General features: G+C 67.9%; 13 protein-coding genes. 9 read left to right on the forward strand and 4 right to left on the reverse strand.

Annotated features, from left to right (window positions below; translation table 11 throughout):
• Window positions 1-59: 59 nt before the first annotated feature.
• The gene (locus H1Q64_RS20000) at window positions 60-2,213 is read right to left on the reverse strand and encodes an ATP-binding protein (RefSeq protein WP_237905305.1); all 2,154 of its coding nucleotides are present in this window, start codon (window positions 2,211-2,213) and stop codon (window positions 60-62) included.
• A gap of 570 nt (window positions 2,214-2,783) precedes the next feature.
• Here H1Q64_RS20000 and glgX point away from each other — a divergent pair.
• Together glgX and H1Q64_RS20010 are read left to right on the forward strand one after the other, a co-directional pair.
• Window positions 2,784-5,069 carry a glycogen debranching protein GlgX gene (gene glgX, locus H1Q64_RS20005; protein WP_237905306.1) on the forward strand — a complete coding sequence of 762 codons (2,286 nt, stop codon included), beginning with the start codon at window positions 2,784-2,786 and terminating at the stop codon, window positions 5,067-5,069.
• Between the two features lie 207 nt (window positions 5,070-5,276).
• Entirely contained in the window at window positions 5,277-5,474 is a 198-nt protein-coding gene (locus H1Q64_RS20010; RefSeq protein WP_014198177.1) for a Nif11-like leader peptide family natural product precursor, read from the forward strand.
• A gap of 29 nt (window positions 5,475-5,503) precedes the next feature.
• On the opposite strand, the gene H1Q64_RS20015 is transcribed toward H1Q64_RS20010, so the two are convergent.
• Both H1Q64_RS20015 and H1Q64_RS20020 read right to left on the reverse strand, forming a co-directional pair.
• On the reverse strand, window positions 5,504-5,749 hold the full coding sequence (locus tag H1Q64_RS20015) for a hypothetical protein (protein WP_237905307.1): 246 nt from the start codon (window positions 5,747-5,749) through the stop codon (window positions 5,504-5,506).
• A gap of 108 nt (window positions 5,750-5,857) precedes the next feature.
• Window positions 5,858-6,154, reverse strand: a complete 297-nt coding sequence (locus H1Q64_RS20020; RefSeq protein ID WP_014198175.1) for a helix-turn-helix domain-containing protein — start codon at window positions 6,152-6,154, stop codon at window positions 5,858-5,860.
• Window positions 6,155-6,363: 209 nt separating this feature from the next.
• On the opposite strand from H1Q64_RS20020, the gene gpmA reads away from it, so the two are divergent.
• Window positions 6,364-7,125 carry a 2,3-diphosphoglycerate-dependent phosphoglycerate mutase gene (gene gpmA, locus H1Q64_RS20025; RefSeq protein ID WP_237905308.1) on the forward strand — a complete coding sequence of 254 codons (762 nt, stop codon included), beginning with the start codon at window positions 6,364-6,366 and terminating at the stop codon, window positions 7,123-7,125.
• Window positions 7,126-7,333: 208 nt separating this feature from the next.
• Here the strand turns inward: gpmA and H1Q64_RS20030 are convergent, their stop codons facing one another.
• Window positions 7,334-9,598, reverse strand: coding sequence for a helicase-related protein (locus H1Q64_RS20030; protein ID WP_237905309.1), 2,265 nt, complete (start codon window positions 9,596-9,598; stop codon window positions 7,334-7,336).
• A gap of 557 nt (window positions 9,599-10,155) precedes the next feature.
• On the opposite strand from H1Q64_RS20030, the gene H1Q64_RS20035 reads away from it, so the two are divergent.
• The 6 genes from H1Q64_RS20035 (at window position 10,156) to H1Q64_RS20060 (ending at window position 18,480) form a co-directional block, all read left to right on the forward strand.
• Window positions 10,156-10,848 (forward strand): WecB/TagA/CpsF family glycosyltransferase, encoded by a 693-nt coding sequence (locus H1Q64_RS20035; RefSeq protein ID WP_081863175.1) that lies wholly within the window; start codon window positions 10,156-10,158, stop codon window positions 10,846-10,848.
• A gap of 3 nt (window positions 10,849-10,851) precedes the next feature.
• The gene (locus tag H1Q64_RS20040; RefSeq protein ID WP_237905310.1) at window positions 10,852-11,739 is read left to right on the forward strand and encodes a Wzz/FepE/Etk N-terminal domain-containing protein; all 888 of its coding nucleotides are present in this window, start codon (window positions 10,852-10,854) and stop codon (window positions 11,737-11,739) included.
• Between the two features lie 17 nt (window positions 11,740-11,756).
• Complete coding sequence (locus H1Q64_RS20045; RefSeq protein WP_237905311.1) at window positions 11,757-13,217, forward strand: GumC family protein; 1,461 nt, start codon at window positions 11,757-11,759, stop codon at window positions 13,215-13,217.
• 187 nt (window positions 13,218-13,404) lie between these two features.
• Window positions 13,405-14,661: an endo-1,4-beta-xylanase gene (locus tag H1Q64_RS20050; RefSeq protein WP_237905312.1), complete on the forward strand. Its 1,257-nt coding sequence runs from the start codon at window positions 13,405-13,407 to the stop codon at window positions 14,659-14,661.
• A gap of 176 nt (window positions 14,662-14,837) precedes the next feature.
• A complete protein-coding gene (locus H1Q64_RS20055) occupies window positions 14,838-15,764 on the forward strand; it encodes a class I SAM-dependent methyltransferase (RefSeq protein ID WP_237905313.1) in 927 nt (308 codons plus the stop codon).
• Window positions 15,765-15,993: 229 nt separating this feature from the next.
• Window positions 15,994-18,480 carry a cellulase family glycosylhydrolase gene (locus tag H1Q64_RS20060; protein WP_237905314.1) on the forward strand — a complete coding sequence of 829 codons (2,487 nt, stop codon included), beginning with the start codon at window positions 15,994-15,996 and terminating at the stop codon, window positions 18,478-18,480.
• Window positions 18,481-18,483: the final 3 nt, after the last annotated feature.

An 18,483-nucleotide genomic window follows, 5' to 3' on the forward strand; every position in this document is an offset into this window, starting at 1 on the left:
ATGATTAATGCAACCCAAAATGGGATGGTTTTCCTGCCGGGGGAAACGCCTTCCGGTCTTCACGCGGCGGACGACTGGCTTTGCCGCACCGGCACGCGCTCCGCCCCCAGCGCGTTCAGCGCGTCGCGCAGCACGTCGGGGGTGACGGGCTTGTGCAGCAGGCGACAGCCGGCGGCCACCGCCTCGCGGATGCGTTCGGGGCCGGTGTCGCCGGTCAGGATGATGCCGGGAATGGGCCGTCCTACCTGCTCCGCCGCGCGGGTGATCGTCTCGGCGCCGGTCAGCGGACCCGGCAGGCGGAAATCCGACAGTATGAGGTCCGGACAGCGCGGGGCCGCGCGCAGCGCCGCCAGCGCCGCCGGCCCGTCCGCCGCCACCATCACGTCGTGCCCCCAGCTTTCCAGGAGGAGCTGCATCCCGGAACTCTGCACCGGGTCGTCCTCGACGATCAGGATCAGGCGCGCCGCCGGATCCTCCGCACGGTCGGCGGGGACCGGGGCCGCCGCATCCGTCCGCGATTCGCTGGCCGCCAGCGGGACCATGATGGAAAAGACCGAACCCTGGCCCGGACGCGACCGGACCTCCACCGCGTGGCCCAGCAGAGCGGCCTTGCGGCGCACCTTGGGAAGCCCCAGCCCCAGGCCGCGGCGGCGGTCGCGCTCCGGGTTGCCCAACTGCACGAAGTCTTCGAAGATGGCGTCCAGATGCTCCGCCGCGATGCCGGGGCCGGTGTCCCACACCTCGATGCGCAGCCATTGGCCACGCCGCCGGCAGCCGACCACCACCCCGCCCGCCGGCGTGTAGGCGATGGCGTTGCGCAGCAGGTCGCCCAGCATGCGGATCAGCAGCGTGGCGTCGGTGCGCACCATGGCGTCGCACGTCCGCACCCGCAGATCCAGTTGCTTGTCCGCCGCCAGCCCCCGGAACTCCGACGCCGCGCCGCACAGGACGGTGGCGATGGACACCTCGGCGATGTTCGGGCGGACCACCCCGGCGTCCAGCGTGGCGACCTCCAGCAGCGCGTGCAGCAGCTTCTCCCCGCTGTCCAGCGCCTCGCCCATCTTCTCGGCGATCGACCGCTCGCGCGGTTCCTTCAGCCGCTCCATCAGCAGATGATGGAACAGGCGCAGCGCCTGGAAAGGCTGGCGCAGATCGTGGTTGGCCGCCGACAGGAAACGGGCCTTGGCCTGATTGGCGCGCTCCTTCTCGGCCAGGGCGCGGACCAGCTTCTGATTGAGGGAGCGCAGGTCGGCGGTGCGCTCCTCAACCCGCTGCTCCAGCCGGGCGTTGGCGTCGCGCAGGGCGTCGCGGGCCGCCGCCTCGCGCCGCAGGCTGGCCCAGCCGAGTGCCGCCAGCCCGAACAGCGCGATGACGCTGACGCCCACCATCATGAAGCCGTGCTGCAGGCGGCTGCTCCACGGCTCCAGAACGACGGCGCGCGGCAGGGCGACCGCCGCCACCGCCGGGAAGTCGCGCATCCGCTTCAGGCCGATGACCACGCCCTGTCCTCCGAGCGACCAGTCGCTCTCACCGCGCTCCGCCCCGGGGTCCAGCGCGGGGAGCTGACCGATCCCGCTGCCGCCGCTGCCGGCGAGCCGCGTGCCGTCCAGGCGGAACAGGCCGGCGACGCTGTGCCGCCCGTCGCTGAAGACATCGAGAACCGTGTGCAGGCTGGATGAGGGAAGCGCCAGCAGGACCGCGCCCTCCAGGACGCCCCCGCGCCCCGGGATGCCGCGGACCATCAGGATGGAATCCAGCCCGTCCACCTGCCCGTGCAACAGTTCCAGCCCGCCGCCTCCCCCTTGGCCGCCCGCCTCTTGGAGCACACTGGCGATGCCTCCGTCGGGATGGATGGTGGGGCCGAACACCGTCCGGCCTTCGGCGTCAAGGATGGACAGCACGCCGAACCGCGACGCTGACAGCGCCTCACCCAGGGCGCTGTCGGGAAGCGACGCGAGTCCGCCCGCCTCCAGGCGGTCGGCGACCCGCGCCAGGGCAGCCGCGCCGCCATCCAGCACGGCGTCGGCGTGACCCTCCAGAAAGGCCGCGGCCTGCCGGCTGCCGCGTTCCGCCCGGTCGAGCGTGCTGACGTAATCGACCAGCGACAGCGCACCCCAGGCCGCACCGCCCAGCAGCGTCATCACCAGGACGATGGCCGCCAGGATGGCCTTCGGATGGAAGTTGAGCAGGGCGTTGACCGAAAGCCGGATCATGGGCGGGGGCGTCTTGGTAAGGCGGATCGGGAGCGGTGCCACCGATCCAACGGATGCACGATGCCGCCGGGCACCGGCGAAGCCGGCGCCTGGGGCGATGACCGATGTGGGTGATTCAGAATGCGGCGCTTGCGGGTTTCGCGGCGGCAGATCGCCGTTGGGCCGGAGAAGCCGCAGAGACATGGTGGTTGGCTCTGCCCTTCATTGATCTTTCCGCCTTTTCGGCGCTGAAGAAGCGGCGGTGGCACGGAAAGGCAAAAATTGACATCTGCGTTACACCCGTTTTCTTGGCCCTTTGTCGGAAATCTCCCGGACCTCCCTCAGAAGTTTATTTGCCTTTATTGTCTGGAACCGATGATAGCACGCGATAGTTATCGGCGCGACCCGCCATGACGACTATGACTATGCTCATACCAGACCCACTCTTTGGGTGAGGTGGCACGAAATGGTTCGGCCATGAGTTGAAGCTCCCTCAAACATCGGAAATTGCGCCGATGACGGGATCACCGGGGCGGCTTGCGCGTTCCTGTGCTGCTTCATGCCGCAACGCGCCCACACCGAGGTTCAACCGTGAAGAAGCCGCCGTTCGCTCCTAAGGTTTTCCGCCAGTCCCGCATCCGGGAAGGTCTTCCCTACCCTCTCGGCTCCACATGGGACGGGCTGGGCGTCAACTTCGCGCTGTTTTCCGCCAACGCCACCAAGGTGGAGTTGTGCCTGTTCGACCAGGACGGACGCCGCGAGCTGGAACGGATCGAGCTGCCCGAATACACCGACGAGGTGTGGCACGGCTATCTGCCGGACGCCCGGCCGGGCACGGTCTACGGCTACCGCGTGCACGGACCCTACGAGCCCAAGGCGGGCCACCGCTTCAACCCGAACAAGCTGCTGCTCGACCCCTACGCCAAGCATATGGTCGGGCCGCTGCGCTGGTCGGACGCGCATTTCGGCTACCGCGTCGGCTCGCCGCGCGGCGACCTGTCCTTCGACCGGCGCGACAGCGCCCCCGGCATGCCGAAATGCGTGGTGATCGACCCGGCCTTCACCTGGGGCCATGACCGCCACCCGGCGATCCCCTGGGAGAAGTCGATCTTCTACGAGACCCACGTGCGCGGCTACACCATGCGGCACCCGGCGGTGCCGCCGCAGTACCGCGGCACCTTCGCCGGCTTCGCCCAGCAGGAGGTGGTGGAGTACATCCGCTCGCTGGGCGTCACGGCGGTGGAGCTTCTGCCGGTCCATGCCTTCGTGGATGACCGCTACCTGCTGGAAAAGGGGCTGCGCAACTACTGGGGCTACAACAGCATCTCCTTCTTCGCGCCCGACCCGCGCTACATGGCGACCGGGGCGATCCACGAGTTCAAGGAGATGGTCGCCCGCCTGCACGACGCCGGGATCGAGGTGATCCTCGACGTCGTCTACAATCACACCGCCGAAGGCAACGAGATGGGGCCGACGCTGTCCTTCAAGGGCATCGACAACGCCTCCTACTACCGGCTGGCGCCGGACCCGCGCTACTACATCAACGACACCGGCACGGGCAACACGCTGAACCTCGTGCATTCGCGCGTCCTCCAGATGGTCACCGACAGCCTGCGCTACTGGGTGACGGAGATGCATGTGGACGGCTTCCGCTTCGACCTCGCCACCATCCTGGCGCGGGAGACCTATGGCTTCGACCACAGCGGCGGCTTCCTCGACGCCTGCCGGCAGGACCCGGTGCTGTCGCGCGTCAAGCTGATCGCCGAGCCGTGGGACTGCGGCCCCGGCGGCTATCAGGTCGGCGGCTTCCCGCCGGGCTGGGCGGAGTGGAACGACAAGTTCCGCGACACCGTGCGCTCCTACTGGAAGGGCGACGAGGGCAAGCTGCCCGAGCTGGCGACCCGCATGGCCGCCTCGGCGGACGTGTTCAACCGGCGCGGGCGCAAGCCCTGGGCCAGCGTCAACTTCGTCACCGCCCACGACGGCTTCACGCTGCACGACCTCGTCTCCTACAACGACAAGCACAACGACGCGAACGGCGAGGACAACCGCGACGGCCATTCGCACAACATCTCTTGGAACCACGGGGCGGAGGGGCCGACCGACGATCCGGAGATCAACGCCCTGCGCTTCCGCCAGATGCGCAACCTGCTGGCCACGCTGCTGCTGTCCCAGGGCACGCCGATGATCCTGGCCGGCGACGAGTTCGCCCGCAGCCAGAACGGCAACAACAACGCCTATTGCCAGGACAACGAGATCAGCTGGATCGACTGGGAGGGCGTCAGCGACGAAGGCTGGGCGCTGACCGACTTCGTCCGCCACCTGATCGGGCTGCGGCAGAGCCATCCGCTGCTGCGCCGCGGGCGCTTCTTCACCGGCGCCTACAACCCCGACCTGGAAGTGAAGGACCTCACCTGGATCACCCCCGCCGGCGAGGAGAAGACGACCGAGCAGTGGCAGGACCCCATGGCGCGCTGCCTGGGCATGCTGTTGGACGGACGGGCGCAGGCCACCGGCATCAAGAAGGTGGCATCGGACGCCACGCTGCTGCTCATCATCAACGCCTACCACGACGTGGTGCCCTTCAAGCTGCCGGAGGTCGCGGGCGGTAGCCGCTGGCTGACGCTGGTGGACACCACGGAGCCCGACCGGCTGGAGGTCGCCACCGCCCAGACCGGCGACGAGATCCCGGTCAACGGACGCTCCCTGCTGCTGTTCGAGCTGATGCCCGACCGCCGCTCCGACATCGGGCTGAAGGCCGCCGCGCGGGCTCTGCGCGCCGCCTCCGGGCCGGGCGAGCCGGTGGCGGCGATCACGCCGGACAGCATCGCGTCGGGCGCCAGCCCGGCCGAGACGGTGCAGCAGCCGGGCGAGTGATCTCCGATCCGGGTGGATCTTAAAGAACGGTGCGGCAGGACGCCGCACCGTTTCTCGATCTTTTTATATACAATTTTAGGCAAATGGGCGATATTAAGACAACGGACTGTTCGCGTTGAGTCATTGCTTGCGTCCGCAACGCAACATTGACGTCTTTTCCGCGCTGCGGGACGAAGGGCAGTCGCAACGATTCCAGGAGGTTTGGGCATGTGTCATGGCGACTACATCCGATTCCTGGTCGCGACCGAGGCCGACCCGGCCCTGCGCGCGGCGCTGCGGCGGGCATCGCGTGGCCTGCTGACACTGGGTGACCTGGTCGATTTCGCTGCCGGTCACGGCTTTCGCTTCACCGAGGCGGACATTCCCCTGGCCGTGGCCCAGCCCGTCGCCTGCGGAACCGACTGAATCAGCCGGGGGCGATCACGCGGGAGTGATCACGGCGGCGGCGCCGTCGTGCTGCAACTGCCGCGGATCGTCAACATGATCCCATCGTCGGACGGAAAGATGTCCTTGTCGGCGTCGCGCGGAATGGGAATTTTCTGGCGGCGGCAGAAGAGCAGGAGGACGCCGAGCGTCTTACTGGGCATGAAGGCGACATCCCGCACCTTCGCGGCCCCCTGCTGGACCATGACCACCACGCCCCCGTCCGATTTCGGAACGACGGAGGCGATCAGGCCCAACGGAAGATCGGTCTGATTAGGCACCTTCTGGTACCAGCCGAAGGCTTTCTTGAGGGCCGAGTTCGTAAAGACAAGGTGACGCGTTTCGAAAATCATTCCGGACCAGTTTCAGGCCCGGCCGCCCTCCAGTTCCGGGTTCAACCGGAACGTGATCGCACGCCCCAGTTTGGAATCCCGCAGAAGGATCTGCTTGGTTTCCAGCAGCTTGATGGCCCGGTTGACGTTGGGCCGCTGCATGCCGAGCGCATCAGCCAGTTCGGACTGGAGCACCGGCACGGGACGGTCGAAATGGAGCCGCCGGCTCAGATAGGTGAACACACGAAGCGCCTCCAGGGTGATGTCCCGATCGGTCGAAACGGTCCTGGAGAGGAGGTCATGATGCTGCATGGCGGCCTCGGAACGCAAGTTGGCTCGGCGTCGCAGTCCGACTGCGCACGCGCCGGACGGATAATTTCGCCTGCTCCGCAGGTTACCCCGCCTTTGTTGTCCGAATGTGTCGCGCGCGTTTCGAAATTGACACAAAGCCGCGCCAATTGTGACGCCTCCGCCGGAACCCTTCCCCTCACCCTCCCGTTCCCCGAAGGAGCTACCGTCACGTGAGGAGGAGGGGACCCATGCATCGGCTCGTGCTGTTGCGGCACGGTCAGAGCGTCTGGAACCGCTCGGATCTGTTCACCGGCTGGACCGACGTCGATCTGACCGAACAGGGGGTGGCCGAAACCCGCCACGCCGCCGGCCTGATGAAGCAGGCCGGATTCGATTTCGACGTGGCCTTCACCTCCGTCCTGAAGCGGGCGATCAGGACGCTCGACATCGTGCTGGAGGAGATGGACCGGATGTGGCTGCCGGTGCACAAGCACTGGCGCCTGAACGAGCGCCATTACGGCGCGCTCCAGGGGCTGAACAAGACGGAGACGGCGGCCCGCCACGGCGCCGATCAGGTCTTCCTGTGGCGGCGGAGCTGGGACGTCCCGCCCCCGCCGGTCGAGCCCGAGGACCCGTGCTCCGCGGTGTCGGACCGGCGCTACGCCGGCATCGGCCGCGCGAACCTGCCCCGCGGCGAAAGCCTGAAGGACACCACGGACCGGGTGATCCCCTTCTGGGAGGAAGGCATCTGCCCGGCCCTGCGGCTGGGCGCGCGGGTGCTGGTGTCGGCCCACGGCAACAGCCTGCGCGGCCTCGTGAAGCATCTCGACAAGGTGCCCGACCAGGACATCCCGCTGTTCGAGATCCCGACCAGCCGCCCGCTGGTCTATGAGCTGGGCGCCGATCTGGTGCCGCTGCGCCGCTATTTCCTGACCGAGGGCGGCGGCACCGAAGAGATCACCTGGACACGCCGGGACGACGCCGGTCAAAGCGGCGTCGTGGCGGCGTAAGACGATGAATCCTCTCTTCTATTCCCTCTCCCCTCCGGGGAGAGGGTCAGGGTGAGGGGGTTGCGCTTTTGCCGGACGCGCCGCCACGCCCATCCCCCTCACTCGGCCCTTCGGGCCACCCACCCCCCGCTTTCGGCGGACCAGAGGTCCGCCTGTCGCGTCAGCGCAAACGAAGTTTGCGCGTGAGCGGAGGGGCGAGGGACTAACCTCATCCCCCCGCCGGGCGTCGCCCGCGATGCCCCGCCCCGCCCTTGCCGCGCTTGCGGCCGGGCAGCGGGTGATGGAACTGCGGGTGGCCGCCCTCCGCCGGGGCCGCTCCCTTGTCCGGACCGCGCGCTCCGTCCGGACGGCGCCCACGCCGCTCGCCCTGCCGCTCTTCCACCCGCCCGGCGTAGCAGTTGTCGCAGACACGGAAACGGTGGTTCGCCTTCAGCCGCGTGCCGCAGACCGGGCAGGCGCGGGCCAGCGAGCGTTCGGCCAGCGTGCGCTCGATGAAGGCGTTCAGCATGGCCCGGCGCTCCTGGCACAGGTCCATGTCCGGATAGGCGTCTGGGAAGCGGTAGGCCAGCCACGCGTAGGCGGTCAGCTCCTTCACCGCGCGCTCGGCCTTTTCCAGCTCCACGTCGGTGCCGACGCGGTGGTGGAAGCGTTCGGCGGCGTCGGGGGCGGAATTGCGTATCCCCTTGCCCTGGTTCATCGCCCACAGCGCCAGCAGGCGCAGGTTGTTCTGGTCGCGCACGTCGATTGGGCAGCGCGCCAGCATGTCGCGCACCGCCAGCGGCAGCTTCGCCCGGTCCACCGCCGTGGCGGCCTGGATGCGCTGCTCCAGGTCGGTCATGCGGAAGGTCTGGTTGGCGCGCAGCAGTTCCTGCCCCGCCGTGCGCAGCACCTTGGCGAGGCTGTCGGTGTCCAGCTCCCGCGCGATGGCCTCGACATGGGTCAGGTTGGGGCTGATCCAGGCCCGCGGGTCCTCCGGCGGCACCGGCGGGGTGGTCAGCGCCCGGCGCACCGGGTTGATGTTCTCCCCCTCCAGCACCGCGACGCGGCCTTCCTCGTGCATGCCGAAGCGCCCCGCCCGCCCGCCGATCTGGCGGATTTCGGAGGAGTTCAGGTCGCGCTCCTCCCGCCCGTCATACTTGCGGGTGGTCGACAGGACGACGCGGGCGACCGGAAGGTTCAGCCCCATGCCGATGGCGTCGGTCGCCACCAGCACGTCCGCCGTGCCGTCGCGGAAGCGCCGCGCCTCGGCCCGCCGCACTTCCGGCGACAGGGCGCCGTAGATCACCGCCACCGTGTGGTCGCGGGCCAGCAGCTCGCGCCGCAGCCCCATCACGTCCTTGCGCGAGAAGGCGATCACCGCGTCGCCGCGGCGGACATTCTCCAGCGGCACCCGCTCCTCCTGCACGCGCAGCGGCGATTTGCGGGTGAATTCCACGACCTCCAGCTCCTCCCCCAGCGCGGTGGCGAGGCGCTGCACGTAGGGGATGGCGTCGGCGGAGCCGGTCATCAGGATTTCCGGGGCGGCCACGCCGGCCACCGCCTGGGTCCAGGCCCAGCCGCGGTCGGGGTCGCCGATCATCTGGATCTCGTCGATGACGCAGGCGCCCCAGACCTTGGACGTGTTGACCATCTCGATGGTCGAGGAGGTGAAGGAGGCGCCGGGCCGCACGTCGCGCTCCTCGCCGGTCACCAGGCTGCAGGCCCGCCCGCGCGTCTCCAGCGCCTCCTGCCCCTCCAGCGCCAGCAGGCGCAGGGGGGCGAGGTAGCAGCCGCTCTGCGCCTCGGCCAGCCGGTCCATGGCGGCGTGGGTCTTGCCGGAGTTGGTCGGGCCGACGAACAGCCGCAGCTTGCGCACCATGGCGCGGGCCGTGGCGAAGCTGTCGAGGTAGACGCCGAGGCCGGAGGCGTTCTCCAGCCGCTCCCGCCGGACCTTCAGGCCGGCGCGGGCGGCGGCGGTGGAGAAGGCCTCCTCCAGCGCGTCCAGCAGGGTCTGCAGGCGCGGAATGCGCCCGCCGAAGCCGATCACCCGGCCCAGCTCGTCGGCGAAGCCCTTGGGCCGCCACGCCTCGCCGAAGCCGTTGGCGCGCTGCGCCATGGAGGCGAACCAGCCGTCCACCCGTCCCCGCGCCTTCTCGATGGCGGCGGAGGACAGGCAGGCCGCCTTGACCCGCTTGCCCAGCGTCTTCGCCTGGGGACGGCCGAAGCCCTCCTCCGCGGTCATCAGGCCCCACAGCTCCGCCTCGATGTCGGGCAGCGGGCCGAGCGCCACGCGGAAACGCAGCTTCAGCTTCCGGTCGGTTCCGGGAACGACCACCTCGTGGACGACGGCGACCGACCAGCGGGCCGGGGTGCTGTCGGCGTCCACCTCGATCCCGTCGCCGCGCACCACCGCGGCGATGGCGCGCAACGCGTCGCGGCGGTCGAATTCGTCAGCGGTGCCCGGTTGGCGAGGGGTGGTTTCGTCGTTGCTCATGGACTGGTCTTCTTCCGTCGCCGCCCCCGGAGAGATCGGCCTGGGGATTCAAGGGACTGGTTGGGGCTGGCGGTCCTAGGGGGCTTTGCCGGACCTTGAACAGTGCCGTGCCGCGGGGCGGACGCCCACCCCCTCTTCCGCACACCGGCACCCCACGGGCGTACCTATATGGTCGGAGCCATAGGATAGGGCAAGCCGATTCAGGGGTTCTGCCGGCGTGGCCGGGCTAATTCGCCTGAACTTTCCCCTCTCCCATCCCACCGCTGCGAAAAAGGGGCGGTGCCAGCCACATCATTCCCTGTTGTCTGGCGGTCGTGTCGAAAGGGGTACCCGGTAACGGTCTTACCGGCTGCCACCAATCGAAAGTGTTAGCAAGCAATATCGTCTTACTGCACCGCAAACCGTCGGGCATCATCGTTGCAGAGACAACGTAACCGTCGTCGCTTCGCAGATTTGGTTAGGAGATGTGCATGCCGACCCCTCGTGACGTCCTGGCACTGATCGAGAGAATACGGTGTATTTCTTGCGAGGACGAGCGCCATGCATTGATAAAGACATTGTCAGCCGTCGAGCGACCGACCATCCTGTCGTTCCTCAACGCTCACGGCGTGAACCTCTGCGCGGGGTCCTCCGCCGCGTGGTCGGCCTTCCGCGCCTCCGACGTCCTGTTGCGGGACGGGGTGGCGCTGGAGACGGCCCTGCCGTGGCTCGACCAGCCGGTCGGGCTGAACATGAACGGCACCGACTTCATCCCGCTTCTCCTCCGCCACCTGTCGCCCCGTCGGGTCGCCGTCTACGGCACCGCGGCGCCCTGGCTGGACGAGGGGATTGAGCGGCTGAAGGAGCGGACCCCGCACGACTACGTCGATGCCCAGCACGGGTTCCATTCCGTGGAGCATTACATCGCCCGTGCGCGGGAGCTTCAGCCCGACGTCATCATCCTGGCCATGGGCATGCCCCGCCAGGAGGAGGTCGCGGTGCAGCTCAAGCGCGCGCTGGATCATAAGGTGCTGATCGTCAACGGCGGCGCCATCATCGATTTCCTCGCCGGGCGCTTCACCCGGGCCCCCGCCGCCGTCCAGCGCATCGGGCTGGAATGGGCGTTCCGGCTGGTCCAGGAGCCCCGCCGTCTGTTTCGCCGCTATTGCGTCGGCGCTTTCGGCTTCGCCCACACCGTCATGCTTATGCGCCGTGCCGCCATGCGTTCGTCCAGCGCCCCAGCACCAGCGCCCATGCATAAGGAGCTTTGAGACGTGGAAAATCTGCCCCAAGTCAATCATGGCGGCCATCACGGCGGTCCGCCGGCTCCGGTTCCGGCATGGCCCGCCGCCCCCGGCCCGTCCCGGCGCAGCGAGTTCGAATCCCAGACCCCGTCCATGGGTCCCGACTTCCGCTTCATCCTGCGCGTGCTGGGCAGCCACAAGTGGCTGATCGCGGCCATCGTGGTGGTGCTGACCGGTCTGTCGGCCCTGGGCGTCTCCACGCTCAAGGACCAGTACACCTCCGAAGCCCTTCTGCTGGTCGACAACCGTCAGGTCCGCGTCGTCCGCGAGGTCGAGCAGGTGGTGGGCGCGATCCCCACCGAGGACGCCGCCATCCTGAGCGAGATCGAGATCCTGAAGTCGCCCCAGGTGCTGAACCAGGTGGTCAACGATCTCCAGCTCGCCCAGCATCCGGAATTCAACCCGCCGGCGCAGGAGGACGAGACGCTCCCGCTCGTCGAGCGCGCGGTGGCCTACGGCCGCGACCTCGCCTCGCGCTTCTGGGACGGCGCCCCGCCAGCCCCGGTCGCCTGGCTGCTGAGCCATGGTGACGAGGTGGCGCAGGACATCCGGGCGCGCGAGGCGCACGCGGCGCTGGGCAACGATCAGATCATCGCGCGCATCCACCGCAAGCTCGACGTCGCCATCGTCGGCCGGTCGCGCGTGATCCAGGTGCGCTTCACTTCCAAGGAGCCGCAGCTGAGCCGCGACGTGGTGGACGGCATCGTCCGCCGGTACATGGAAACCCGTCAGCAGATGGACCGCGACCTGTCGACCAGCGCGATCTCCTGGCTGCAGGACCGCATCGTCCTGCTCCGCGCGAGGTTGCCGAGGCCGATTCCAAGGTCGAGGAGGCCCGCGTCAAGGGCGGCCTGCTGAAGGGCGGCACCGGCCTGATGGCCCAGAACGAGCTTGAGCAGACCCGCCTGCGCCTGAGCGAGGCGTCGGCCATCCGCGCCCGCTCGGTCGCCCAGGCCGACACGCTGGAGCGCAACCTGAAGGCCGGCAATTGGAACGCCATCGGCGGCAGCATCGCCTCCCCGGTCGTTGCCCAGCTCCGCGCCACGGTCGCCGCCATCTCCACGGAAATGGCCCAGCTCTCCCGCCAGTACGGGCCGAAGCACCCGCGCATCGTCGAGCTTCAGGGCCGCCTGAACGAGGCCAACTCCTCGCTCCAGCAGGAAATCCGCCGCGAGATCAACGGCGTCCGCGAGGCCGCCCAGGTTGCGGTCGAGCAGGAAGGCGCGTTGCGTGCCATGATCACCCGCATGGAGGGCAGCTACGCCACCATGCAGGAGCAGGCCATCCCGCTGCGCACCCTGGAATCCGAGGCGACCGCCAAGCGCCAGCTTCTCGACAGCCTGCTGGGCCGTCTGGAAGAGGTCGAGGCCCAGAAGGACAGCCGCGCCTTCCCGGCCGCCGTCAAGCTGGTCTCCGCACCGCAGGTGCCGCACGAGCCGTCGGGTCCCTTCCGCGTCCTGCTGCTGCTGGCCGGCTTCGTCGCCGCCCTCGCGCTGGCCATCTTCAGCGTCTTCGGTCTGGAGCTTCTCCAGCGCCGCATCCACACCCCGGACGCCGTGCGCCGCATCCTGGGCGTCGGCACCGTCCACATCGTGCCGCACCACAGCGACCGCGGGGCCAAGGGCCGGCTCTACAAGATCTTCCAGCGCCACCCCTTCTCGCTGTTCAGCGAATCCCTGCGCGCCCTGTTCCGCAACCATCTGTCGGATCTCGGCCCGGTCGGTGCGCTGGCGGTAACCTCGGCCCGCCCGCAGGACGGCAAGACCTCGCTGACGCTCGCCGTCGCCCAGGTCGCCAGCCAGGCCGGCCGCCGGGTGGTGGTGGTGGACACCGACTTCCGTCGCTCCCGCATGGAAGGGCTGTTCGACCTGTCCACCAAGAAGGGCCTGTCGGACTGGATCGCCGGTGACGCCACTCTGGACGAGATCGTCCATACCTCCGACGACGTGCCCTTCGCCATGGTTCCGGCGGGCAAGCTGAACCCGATGACGCTGGACCGCTTCAACGTTGACAGCTTGGTGCAGTTGATGGCCGGCCTGTCGCCCAGCTTCGATCTGGTGGTGTTCGACACCGCCCCGGCGCTGGCCGTGTCGGACGCCCGCATCGTCTGCGGCGCCGCCTCCAAGGTGCTGTTCGTCACCCGCTGGGGCCACACCACGGCGAGCGACCTGGACGCGGTGGCCGACCTGGGGCCGATCGACCACAGCAAGTTCGTCTGCGTGATGACCGACGTGAACCTGAAGAAGGCCGCCAGCAAGGGTTACCAGGGTCCGTACAACAGCTACGTCGCCACGCGGAAATACTACGGCGACCAGACCCTGCGCGCCGCGCCGTAAGCGACGTCTCTTTCACCTCTGCCTGAATAACCCTCTCCCCTCCGGGGAGAGGGTGGGCCAGAGGGCCGGTGAGGGAGATGCGCTTGTGAGGGACGTCCCGACACGCACAACCCCCTCACCCTAACCCTCTCCCCAGGGGGGAGAGGGAATTTTCATTTCATCGCAAACCACACGAGGCCCGACGCCCATGGCCCAGACCTCGCCAAAAGCCACCTCGCCAAAAGCCCTCTCCTTCACGCGCCGGGACGCATTGCGCGCCGCCGCAGCCGCCGCGGTGCTGGCAAGCTGCAAGGCCGCCGCCGGCCCATCCGTCGCCGAGGCGGCGTCCGCGGGGGTGCCCAACCCCACCCTGCGCGACGCCTGCCGGGCCGCCGGCATCCTCCACGGCGCCGCCCGCGACCATCTGATCGAGCCGGAAGACCCCATGCTCGACACGCTGATGGCGCGGGAATGCGACGTGGTGACGCCTGAGAACGGCGGCAAATGGGCCGTTTTCCAGCCGCAGGAGGGCAATTTCGACTGGGGCCGCTTCGACGCCGGGGTGGAGCTGGCCCGGCGCATCGGCGCCAAGCCCAATTGGCACTGCGCCCTGTGGCAGCACATGGGCATGCCCGACTACATGACGCTGCCGGCCAGCCGCCAGCGCGCGCTGGGCATCGCGGAGAGCGCCTACTTCTCGGCCGACGGCACGCTGTCCGAGGACAATTACTGGCCGCGCTTCACCGCCATGGTCGCGGCGGTCAAGCAGCGCTACGGCGACAATTTCTACCGCATCGACGTGATGAACGAGGCCTTCTTCTGGGAAACCGAGCGCAGTCACCCCCAGGAGCAGGACCGCTACGGCTTCCGCAAGGGCATGTGGTGGGTGGTGGCCGGCGGCGCCAAGGGGCCGGAATGGCTCGACCCCTTCTTCCACCACATCCGCAAGGAATTCCCCTCCGCCAAGTTGGTCATCAACGAGTTCGGGATCGAGATCGACGAGGGCTGGCAGCAGCGCAAGCGCGCCTATTTCCAGACCTGGCTGACCGACGCGGTCAAGCGCGGCGTGCCGATCGACGGGGTGGGTCTGCAGAGCCACCTGATGGCCGGCAAGCCCTACGACCGCGAGGGCATGAAGGGCTTCCTGCGGGCCATGGACCGGCTGGGGCTGCCCATCCACGTCACCGAGTTCGACGTGAACGAGAAGCACCTGCCGCGCTCCTGGTCGCGGGCGGAGAAGGACCGCGCCATGGCCTTCCTGGCCGGGCAGTATCTGGGCGACATCGCCGGGAACGCGCGGCTGGCCGAGCTGTGCTGGTGGCACCTGCGCTCCGACCTGAACTACATCGCGCGGGAGACGCCGGAGCTGAAGCCCCACCCCTCCCCCTACGACGCGGCGTCGCGCCCGCTGCCGCTGTATGAGGCGTCGGTGCAGGCGCTGCGCGGGCGCAACCGGTCAGGGTGAGCCCAATCTGGTTGAGGCGGGTCGGGGTGACACCGGCCGGGAAGCGGCGCGGTACCCCTTCCGGCCCCGCTACCCCGCCCGATCGCGCGGCCCGCTCCGCCGTCCGCGCCTGTAAGGATTTCCGACAGCGACCTTAGATTAGCGGAACAGCGGCGTTTCTCCCAACGAGGTGATCTGTGGACACGTTGACGTCGGATGAGCTGGTCGCCCGCTACAAGCGGAAGTTCGGTCTGGCCCCGAACTACCCCCTCAGCGAAACCATGGTCCGCCAGCATTGGGACCTGGAACGCCAGCTCGCCCGCGAGCTGCTGGATTCCCGCCGCGAAGAGCGCTGGACGGTGTTCGAGCGGAACTACACCACCCTCTACAGCGAATGCCCCTGGCTGAACGACGCGGTGGACACGGCGGCGCAGAACGACGAGCTGGACTTCCGCCACTTCCTGACGCTGCTCAAGGGCGCGCGGGATGTCTACGAGGTCGGGTCGGGCAAGGGCCGGCTGCTCAGCTATCTGGCCCGCCACCGCCACCGCTGCGTCGCCACCGAGATCACCCGCGAGCGCGGCGAGCGCTGGACCGACGAGCGCTCCAACGTGACGTGGCGCTGCTGCGACGGCGTGAACCTCGCCGAGTTCGAGCCGCGCGGCCATTACGACGCCGTCGTCTCTACCCACGTCATCGAGCATCTCCACCCGGAGGACGTGTCCGTGCACCTGTCCAACGTGCACACCATCCTCAAGCCGGGCGGCCGCTACGTGCTCAGCATGCCGCACAAGCACGCCGGCCCCATGGACCTGTCGGAGGTCTTCGGGCTGGACGAGCCGATCTGCATGCACCTGCGCGAATACACCTGGAGCGAGACGGAGCGCGCGCTGCGCGAGGCCGGCTTCACCCGGATGGAGGCCGTCTACATCGCCCCGATGGCGGTCCGCCGGCGCATGCACATCCATGGTTCCGGGCGCGGATACCTCGCCTACGTGAAGGCCGTGGAATCCGTCATGGGGGCGATGCCGTTAACCCTGCGGCGCAAGCTCGGCAAGCTCGGCCAGCTTTACCTGTTCCGCCCGGAGGTCTTCATGGTGGCTCACAAAAGTCACGAGGGCTGAGGCGGCGGATTCCGGAAACCTTTCTGTAACAAGACTTTACACTTTCGCCTCCCCGTGGCCGCAAGGCCCCACTGTGGCGCGGAAACCGCAGCAAAGGCGGTTTTTCGCGCCTCATTCTTTTCACAGCTCGCCGTGGCTTTTGAGCAGCATTTCCCTAAAATCCGAAATACCTCGTTAACCAATTGGGCCTCACCTTTGCTCCACCGAAAATGGAGAGAGGTTACTTCCAATGGCAACGACCACCACGGGTCTCGTCGACACGACCTTCGTCGTCAACGCCTCGGGGCAGGCTGCCGGCGGGATCTGGCCGCAGTTCCGGCTGCTCCTGGATGGTGTCAACCTCGGCCAGGCGACGGTCAGCTCGACCAGCGACGGCCGGTACACCTTCAAGGCCCAGGTCGCACCGGATCAGGCGCACAAGCTTCAGATCGTCTACTTCAACGACGGCTATGTGAACGGACAGGATCGCAACCTGCTCGTCAAGTCGCTGGAAGTGAACGGCAAGCCCGTCGCCTCCACCAGCTCGCTGGTCAGCTACGATCGCGGCGCCTCCGACGGCAAGGACGTGATTCCCGGCCAGGAAGGCATGTGGTGGGACGGTTCGCTCGATTTCGCGCTGACCAAGGATTATTTCCCGGTCCCGACACCGCCGGCCCCGGCCGGCAACACCCAGGTCATCCTGAACCTGCAGGGCAACGCCGCGGGCGGCGTCAACGCGCATTTCAACCTGCTGATCGACGGCAAGAAGGTCGGCGAGGGCGTGGCCGGCGCGTCGGCCAAGGACTACGCCTTCTCGATCAACGCCACGGCGGATCAGGCGCACAAGGTCCAGATCCAGTACGACAACGACGCCACGGTGAACGGCCAGGACCGCAACTTGCTGGTCAACAAGATCACCATCAACGGCAAGTCGGTCATGCCCACCGACAGCAACGTCACCTATGACAAGGGCGCCTTGGACGGCAAGGACGTGGTCAAGGGCCAGTCCGGCCTGTGGTGGAACGGCACGCTGGTGGTGGACGCCGACAAGAGCTTCTTCCCCGGCTCCTCCAACCCGACCAACCCCACCACGCCGACCACGCCGCCGGCCCCCACCCCGACGAAGCCGACCCTGTCGGTCAGCGACGTCTCGGTGACCGAGCCGACCGGCAAGACCGCCGGCATCGCGCCGGGCTTCCTGCACACCGAGGGCGGCCAAATCATGGACAGCAGCGGCAAGGCCGTGAAGCTGACCGGCGTGAACTGGTTCGGGTCCGAAGGCTACGCCTTCGCGCCGCAGGGGCTGTGGATGGACAGCTACCAGAACCACATGAAGCAGATGAAGGATCTGGGCTTCAACACCATCCGCCTGCCCTACTCCGACGCGATGCTCGACAACGGCCGCATGCCGACCGGCATCGACTATTCGAAGAACCCCGACCTGCGCGGCAAGACCTCGCTGGAGGTCTTCGACAAGATCATCGAGCACGCCGACAAGATCGGAATGAAGATCATCCTCGACCACCATCGCTCCGGCGACGGCGCGTCGGCCAACGAGAACGGGCTCTGGTACACCAGCCAGTATCCGGAATCGAAGATGATCGAAAACTGGAAGATGCTGGCGACCCGTTACAAGGGCAACGACGCCGTCATCGGCGCCGATCTGCACAACGAGCCGCACAACCCGGCCACCTGGGGCGACGGCGGTCCGAACGACTGGGCCCGCGCCGCGGAGCGCATCGGCAACGCCATCCAGTCGGTCAACAAGGACTGGCTGCTGATCGTCGAGGGCATCGAGACCTATCAGAACCAGTGGTACTGGTGGGGCGGCAACCTGCTGGGCGAGAAGAACTACGAGGTCAAGTTCAACGAGCCGGGCAAGCTGGTCTATTCGGTCCACGATTACGGCCCGTCGCTCTACATGATGGACTGGTTCAAGGACGCCAACTTCCCGAACAACATGCCGGCGAAGTGGGACCAGATGTGGGGCCACTTCATCCAGAACGACGAGACCCCGATCCTGGTCGGCGAGTTCGGCAGCCGCATGGAAACCGCCATCGACAAGGCCTGGATGCCCAAGCTGATCCAGTACATGAACGGCGACTGGAACGGCGACGGCAAGATCGACCTCGCCGCGGGCGACCAGGGGGCGAGCTGGACCTACTGGGCCTGGAGCCCCGGTTCGGGCGACACCGGCGGCATCATGAACGACAGCTGGAAGGTGGACTACAACAAGTACAACGCCATCAAGTCCGGCCTGTACAGCAGCACCGCCGCCAGCCCGGTCACCACCGACGCGGTGTTCACGGTGAAGCTGTCCCAGGCCTACAGCCAGACGGTGACGGTGGACTACGCCACGGCGGACGGCACCGCCAAGGCCGGTTCGGACTATCTGGCGACCAACGGCAAGCTGACCTTCGCCGCCGGCGAGACCACCAAGACGGTCGCCGTCAAGGTGCTGAGCGACGATGTCGTCGAGGGCGTCGAGACCTTCAACCTGAAGCTCTCCAACCCGACGCAGGCGACCATCGCCGACGGGACCGGCATCGGCACCATCAACGCGCCGGGCAGCGCCCAGGCCCTGTCGGCGGACCTGCTGGCCCACAGCCTGGCCCAGGACACGGCGACGGTGCAGTCGGTGGGCGTGCAGTCCGCGCTCGACCTGTCGTCGGTCGACTTCTCGCATATGATGACGGTGGACGCCGCGAACCTGATGCTCGAACATCAGGCCGCGTAACGA

The sequence above is a fragment of the Azospirillum brasilense genome (genome assembly GCF_022023855.1).
Classification (GTDB): Bacteria; Pseudomonadota; Alphaproteobacteria; order Azospirillales; family Azospirillaceae; genus Azospirillum; species Azospirillum brasilense_F.